General features: G+C 48.5%; 5 protein-coding genes and 1 pseudogene. 1 reads left to right on the forward strand and 5 read right to left on the reverse strand.

Annotated features, from left to right (window positions below):
- A partial coding sequence (locus VSX58_RS20575; protein WP_327619740.1) for a tyrosine-type recombinase/integrase occupies positions 1 to 1,054 on the forward strand: 1,054 nt, incomplete at its 5' end.
- Between the two features lie 150 nt (positions 1,055 to 1,204).
- Here VSX58_RS20575 and VSX58_RS20580 read toward each other — a convergent pair.
- The 5 genes and pseudogenes from VSX58_RS20580 to VSX58_RS20600 all read right to left on the reverse strand — a co-directional run.
- A pseudogene (locus VSX58_RS20580) lies at positions 1,205 to 1,378 on the reverse strand (helix-turn-helix domain-containing protein); the annotation flags it as partial.
- Between the two features lie 521 nt (positions 1,379 to 1,899).
- Complete coding sequence (locus tag VSX58_RS20585; protein WP_327619741.1) at positions 1,900 to 3,438, reverse strand: carbohydrate porin; 1,539 nt, start codon at positions 3,436 to 3,438, stop codon at positions 1,900 to 1,902.
- A gap of 151 nt (positions 3,439 to 3,589) precedes the next feature.
- Positions 3,590 to 4,618 (reverse strand): Gfo/Idh/MocA family oxidoreductase, encoded by a 1,029-nt coding sequence (locus VSX58_RS20590; protein ID WP_039493235.1) that lies wholly within the window; start codon positions 4,616 to 4,618, stop codon positions 3,590 to 3,592.
- 4 nt (positions 4,619 to 4,622) lie between these two features.
- Positions 4,623 to 5,588 (reverse strand): Gfo/Idh/MocA family protein, encoded by a 966-nt coding sequence (locus tag VSX58_RS20595; RefSeq protein WP_039493233.1) that lies wholly within the window; start codon positions 5,586 to 5,588, stop codon positions 4,623 to 4,625.
- Between the two features lie 64 nt (positions 5,589 to 5,652).
- On the reverse strand, positions 5,653 to 6,616 hold a 964-nt coding region (locus VSX58_RS20600), incomplete at its 5' end, for a family 1 glycosylhydrolase (RefSeq protein ID WP_327619742.1).

Below are 6,616 nucleotides of genomic sequence, written 5' to 3' on the forward strand. Positions count from 1 at the left end.
GCGTGATGGTATCCGTAAATTGCTGGCGCAAAATATCAATCCAGCTCAACAGCGCTCTGCTGAGAGAGCCACTGCCTCACCAGAGGAAACCTTCAAATCAGTGGCGCTAAGTTGGCATAAAAGCAACAGAGCATGGTCGGAGAACCATGCAACCCGCCTGCTTGCCAGCATGAACAATCATATTTTCCCGATAATTGGACAACTGCCCGTCACAGAACTGAAAACCCGCCATTTTATCGACCTGCTGAAAGGGATTGAGAAAAAAGGTCTGCTGGAAGTGGCGGCACGAACCCGACAGCATATGTGCAATATCATGCGCCATGCCGTGCATCAGGAGTTGATAGAGCATAATCCGGCGGCCAATCTGGACGGTATAATCGCCCCGCCCGTTAAACACCACTACCCAGCCCTTCCGCTGGAGAAACTACCGGAACTGTTGACTCGCATTGAGGACTACAAGCAAGGGCGAGAATTAACCCGTTTGGCAGTATCACTTACTCTGCACCTGTTCATCCGTTCCAGCGAGTTGCGTTTTGCCCGTTGGTCTGAGATCGATTTCAAAAACAAAATCTGGACCATTCCTGCCACCCGTGAGGCTATCCCCGGAGTGCGTTATTCCGGGCGTGGCGCGAAAATGCGCACGCCACATATCGTTCCCCTCTCTCGTCAGTCCATCTCTATTCTGAAACAAATACGGGATATATCCGGGCATCAGGAACTGATATTCCCCGGTGACCATAATCCGTATAAACCAATGTGCGAAAACACGGTCAACAAGGCGCTGCGCTTGATGGGTTATGACACAAAAGATGAAATCTGCGGCCACGGATTCCGCGCAATGGCCTGTAGTGCTCTGATGGAGTCTGGGCTATGGTCACAGGATGCGGTTGAACGTCAAATGAGCCATCAGGAACGCAACAGCGTTCGAGCAGCTTACATCCATAAAGCAGAATATCTCGATGCTCGTAAGGCAATGATGCAGTGGTGGGCTGATTATCTGGATACCAATCGGGAAGGATATGTTGCGCCATATATTTATGCTCAACAACATTAGGCGTCAGGAGCAGCCTGATCGATAACGCTCTTAAGAGCAGATCCTGATAAAGGATCTGCTTTTCAGACTGCGAGGAATCCCCCCCTCAGCATTTCACAAAAAATAGAGTAATATCATAGAATTACTCAGACTTGATACATAAAGGAAGGTCTATTGCGGCATAATCAATAACGTTGTATTAGGGTTACTTTTCTTATAACAATGATACTGCAAGATTAGCGTTGCGTGATCTTCATCGACAGCATAAAAATACGCTTCCGGCACATCCAGCACCGCCGCAAAACGGCAGACCAGACCAAAATCCGGCGAACTGACTTCCCTTTCTTTTGTACCCGAAACACCCGACCAGCCCAACGGCCAGGGTCACCGAACAGGAGTTACACCATGAACCTCACCCCACGACACCCCGGGCGTTGTTTGAAGTGGCATTTAAGCGCCAGCCTCGCCTGACATCCGTTGGGTCTGAAGATAGCCTGGTTCGCCGAGTTCGAACTGTTTCTATGTGCCGGACTCGAGCACCGCAACTAATACTTGCCCAATCCTGGTGACATGACTCATACCGCCGAGTAAGTGAGCGCTGGTGTGTAGGATAATGCCAGTTCTCCAAAGCGATGTGAAAAATCCTATGTAATCGCCTGCTGCTCCATCGCACCCGAACACCCAGTCTTGATAACGTGCAATCCCAAACTGCCCTTATTTATCGGTGGGCCATAATTTTTTAATCTACATATATTGGCATGCAGGAATCCAGGTTCAGAATGAGACAGGATTCCTGCATGGGTAGTCTTATAACCAATCCGTAATTTAAGATCAAGAATAGTAGATAGTGTGCTGCCAATTGCGATTTACCACCACACTTCTGCCTGTGCCCCGACGGTAAACTGATCTTTCTTATTGTCGTTAAAGGTGAACTGAGTTATCTCGTTATCGAATGTTTTCAGATAAGTGGCGAAGAAACGGATCTCCGGACGCGAGGTCAGCATGCTGGTGCCCACTTTGAAGGTGTGGAACAACGTCGTTTTCAGGCCCGACTCATGGTACGTCTCGCCGCCCGCTTTATTGCGCTGATCGAACCAGCCCAGTTCAACTCCCGTCTGGTTAAAGATGTCCCAGATATACGCCGGACGCACCACCGCACGGGTGGAGTTGAAGTCGGTGTGGCCACCGGTGTAGTAGTCATAGATATCATTGCCAGCGGCATACACCAGGGCATGAGCCATGATCACGTTTGGCAACAGGTAGTTTTCCCCTTCGGAGAGTACGCGCCAGGCCGTGCCGTTAGTGTGTTCACCGTAATACTGCCCGTTATAGCCATACAGCGCGCTGGAGTCGGTCACCAGAGCCATGCCACTGGCGATCGAGTTGTTTGCCATCTGGGCAGTCACATAGGTAAACCCGCCGTTCTGCCAGTTTTGCGTCAACCGCGCCCCGGCATGCCAAGCATCTTTCACACTGTAATACGTGCCGTTGTTTTCATCGTGCTTATTCAGGTCGGTTTTGTTAGCAGCAGAGTAGCGACCAAACAGATCCAACGTGGCTCTATCCCATAGGGGCATTGCGGTGTAGCGGGCATCAATCGTGTTGGTGTTGATCTGTTGAGTCTGGCTGACGCGGCTGTCGACCGCGTGGGCATCAAGGTCTTCACGTACCAGCGCTACGTTGACCTTGCCTGGCCCCAGTTGCCAGTTTTCCAGCCCAATCCCGGCGGCGGAGTCCGATTTGTGGTATTTGAAGTCGAGCATCTGGATTTCAAACTTCGGCAACGTATGTTTGCCCACCCAGAAATCAGCCTCCGGGGCAAAAGGCAAAAAACCCTTCGTGGTCAGATAGATATCGGAAAATTGCAGCAGGTTGTCAGAAGTGCTATCAAACCAGCCAGCGCTGTATTGTCCGCCGACGTTGCCGTCGAGCATCACAACCGCTTTGGCCGTTTTATTGCCATCGCGGTAAACCCGCTGCGAAAATTCAAGATCGTACCAGGAGCTGTTTTCCTGACCAAAACGCCCCAAGGAACCAATGGCGTAGGATTTTGCCGAGCCCCGGTTTCCCACCGCATATCCCGAGCGGAAATAGCCGGAATAATTAAAGCCGATATCTTCTTTCACATATTTACTGATATCTGCCAGAGTCATCGACGAAGCAGGAGCGACTTTTTCTGGCGCCGCCACATTGGCAGAAATAACTTCCAACGGTGGTATTACCGATTCATATTTTTTAAGCTGCGCTTTGGTGGCATCTAATTCCTTCATATTGGAGGAGAGCTTATTCTCGAGAAGTGCCACACGCTCTTCCAGGGTTAGCGGCGCTGCATACAGCGCATTCGCCACCAATAAAGAACAGGCACTTAATGTAACGGAGTAGAGTACGGGTATATTAATATTCATATCAATCCTATAATTAAATTTTATTTAGTTATTCTTTAACAACAGGCGTAATGAGGTGCACAGGTGACATCACCCATGACGGTCGGTCTTATTATAAAAACAGGGTTGCATTGTTTTATATTAACAATACAACCCTATGGTACGATGTGTTTTACTTCAGGCCAGTGATGCCCGCTTGCAGTAAATTAATTTGCAACAGGGTTTCATCATCTTTCACCAGTTTTTCTTTGCCGTTAATAATTGTCTCATAGAGGGCATCATAATAACGGGCATAATCACCTTGTTCAGTGACAACTTTTTCTTCGTGATATATACCTGCGTCATCCATCCAGGTCAGCACACCGTAATCTTCCGGAGTGTCCTGACCAAAATCGGCGTTATCAGGCATATAAAAGAGCTTAAGGTGATGTTCCTGCTTATCCTTACTGTGTTTGATAAACATCCCTTTCTTGCCGTAAGCCACAAAACTCGGACGCTCTTTGATGCGGAAATAGCTCGATTTTACCGAGACTTTTAATGCACCGTAGAACATATCCACATCGAAGTAATCGTTCATACGCCCTTCACCTAACAGCTGGCGCACGTCGTAATTAACATGGTCCGGCGCACCAAAGTATGAAATCACCTGGTCGAGGGTGTGGCAACCGTGGCCATACAGGTAGGAGTTAATGGCACTGAATTCGTTGACCGACTCCGGGATGTAAGGGCGGTAATAGTCATAGTGCATCTCCACTTCGAGTAAATCACCGAGCTTGCCCGATTCAATCACCTTCTGGGTGGTCAAAAAATCGCTGTCGAAACGGCGATTCTGATAACACTGCACCATTAATCCTTTTTCTTTAGCCAGGTTATATAAGGTTTCGGCCTCTTCACGTGTATGGGTAAAGGGTTTTTCTACCACGCAGTGTTTTCCGGCCTGTAAAACCTTCAGCGCAAACTCATAATGCAAGGCGGCCGGGGTGCTAACCACCACCACCTGTATTTCCGGGTCACCCAATAGCACATCCAGATTATTGGTATAGGTGATGTTAGGTAATTTATCCCAACCATCACGATTTGCCGTGGCGGAATAAATGGTTTTGGTGGTTATTTTATCTGCGCGAGACAAAATAAACGGCAAGTGATAGCGATTAGCACTTTTGCCATTGCCGATAAAACCAAGAATTAATTTCGTTGTCACTGTTTCACTCCACAATCAGCTGTTTTTTACCCATTTCAATCATCTGAGCCGCCAGGGTGCTTACGTCAAGCAGGTGTGCAGCAGTCTGATAATCCAGGGTGTCGATAATGCGAATAAACGCGAGGAATTCATAAAGCAAGCGATGCTCACGACGGTCAAACGCAAATTGCGCGCTGTCACCGTTATTCAGTGCCATCTCGAAACCTGTCATCTGGTTGACCGGCAGGGTGATTTGCATATTCCCCTTATCTCCCTGAATCAACGAGGTGGTCGGTGCTTTACAATCTTTAGCGCCAATACAGACGCATTTGAAATCACCATAATCGAGTACCATCATCCCGCTGGTATCAATATTGTTATGCATATTGGCGAAGTAATTAACCGCTTGCGGCTCACCAAACAATCCGGCGACAAAATGGAGGTTGTAGACATTAATGTCCATCAGCGCCCCACCGCCTTTTTTGACATCAAAAGCCGGGTGCACAATGCCCGCCATAAAGTCATCATAACGCGATGAGTATTGGCTGTAGTTCAGAGTCACCAGCTTGATTTTTCCAATACGGGACAGCTGCGACTGAAGCGATAAATAGGCCGGAAGGTAATGAATATTCATCGCTTCCAGCATGATAACGTTTTGTCCTGTTGCCAGCTTCTTCAGCGTGTTCAGTTCTTCCACGCTGGTGGTAATCGGCTTTTCAATAATAACGTGCTTACCTTTTTGCAGCGCCTGGCTGGCAAACGGGAAATGCAAATGGTTTGGTAATGCCACGTAAATTGTGTCGACGTCGCTGTCCAGCATGGCCTGATAATCAAAATAAATATCATCAATGTGGTAACGGGCTGCCAGCTCGCGCGTTTCCTCTTCCGTTTGTGGCGTGCCTAGAATCGCCAGACCACTAAAAGGCAGTTTATGAACCGTCGAAAGCAAATCTTTAACGATCATGCCGGTGCCAAGAATGCCTAATTTCATGTTCCACCTCGTCGTGTCACCCGCCGCAATGCAGGTGGCATTGTTTTAAATCACACCTGAATACTTACAGCTCTGCGCCGTTGGAATGGATAACGTTCTGATACCAGTAAAACGATTTTTTCTTGTAGCGAGCCAGTGAACCTTTACCATCGTCATTGCGATCGACGTAAATAAACCCGTAGCGTTTAGAAAGTTGTGCGGTGGACGCGCTGACCAGATCGATACAACCCCAGGTGGTATATCCCATTACCGGCACACCGTCCTTAATGGCTTCATGCACCTGTTCCAGATGTTCACGCAAATACTGGATGCGGTAATCGTCATTGACCGTGGGTTCGCCCACGCCTTCGTTAATTAATACATCTTTCGCGCCCAGACCGTTCTCCACAATAAACAGTGGGAGCTGATAGCGGTCATAGTATTTGTTTAAGATGTAGCGCAACCCTTGTGGGTCAATTTGCCAGCCCCACTCACTGGCGGCTAAATGCGGATTTTTCACCCCACCCATCAAATTTCCGGTAACTCCATCCACGTTAGTTTGCACAGTTTCGCAGGTACTGAAGTAATAACTGAATGAGAGGAAATCGACGGTATGCGTCAGGATCTGCACATCCTCTTCTTCCATCTGCAGATCAATGTTTTGCTCGCGGAAATAACGCTGCATATAGCCAGGGTAATTTCCGCGAACGTGCACATCCGCAAAGAAATCATTCCGGTGATCGGCATGCATGCAGGCGATGACGTCATCCGGGTTTGGCGTCAGCGGGTAAATGGGCAGGCTTAATACCATGCAGCCAAATTTCGCCTGCGGCATGATTTCCCGGCCAATCTTCGTAGCCAGCGCGCTAGCTACCAATTCGTGGTGCACTGCCTGATAGAGATCCTGTTGGCTCAGTTCATTCTTAGGCGTGAAAATGCCGCCGCTCATCAGGGGATGATGCAGCACGGAGTTAATTTCATTGAAGGTCAGCCAGTATTTCACCTTGTGCTGATAACGTGTAAATACCGTGGTGACGTAGCGGGTATAA

Source organism: Brenneria populi, from assembly GCF_036016195.1.
Classification (GTDB): Bacteria; Pseudomonadota; Gammaproteobacteria; order Enterobacterales; family Enterobacteriaceae; genus Brenneria; species Brenneria populi.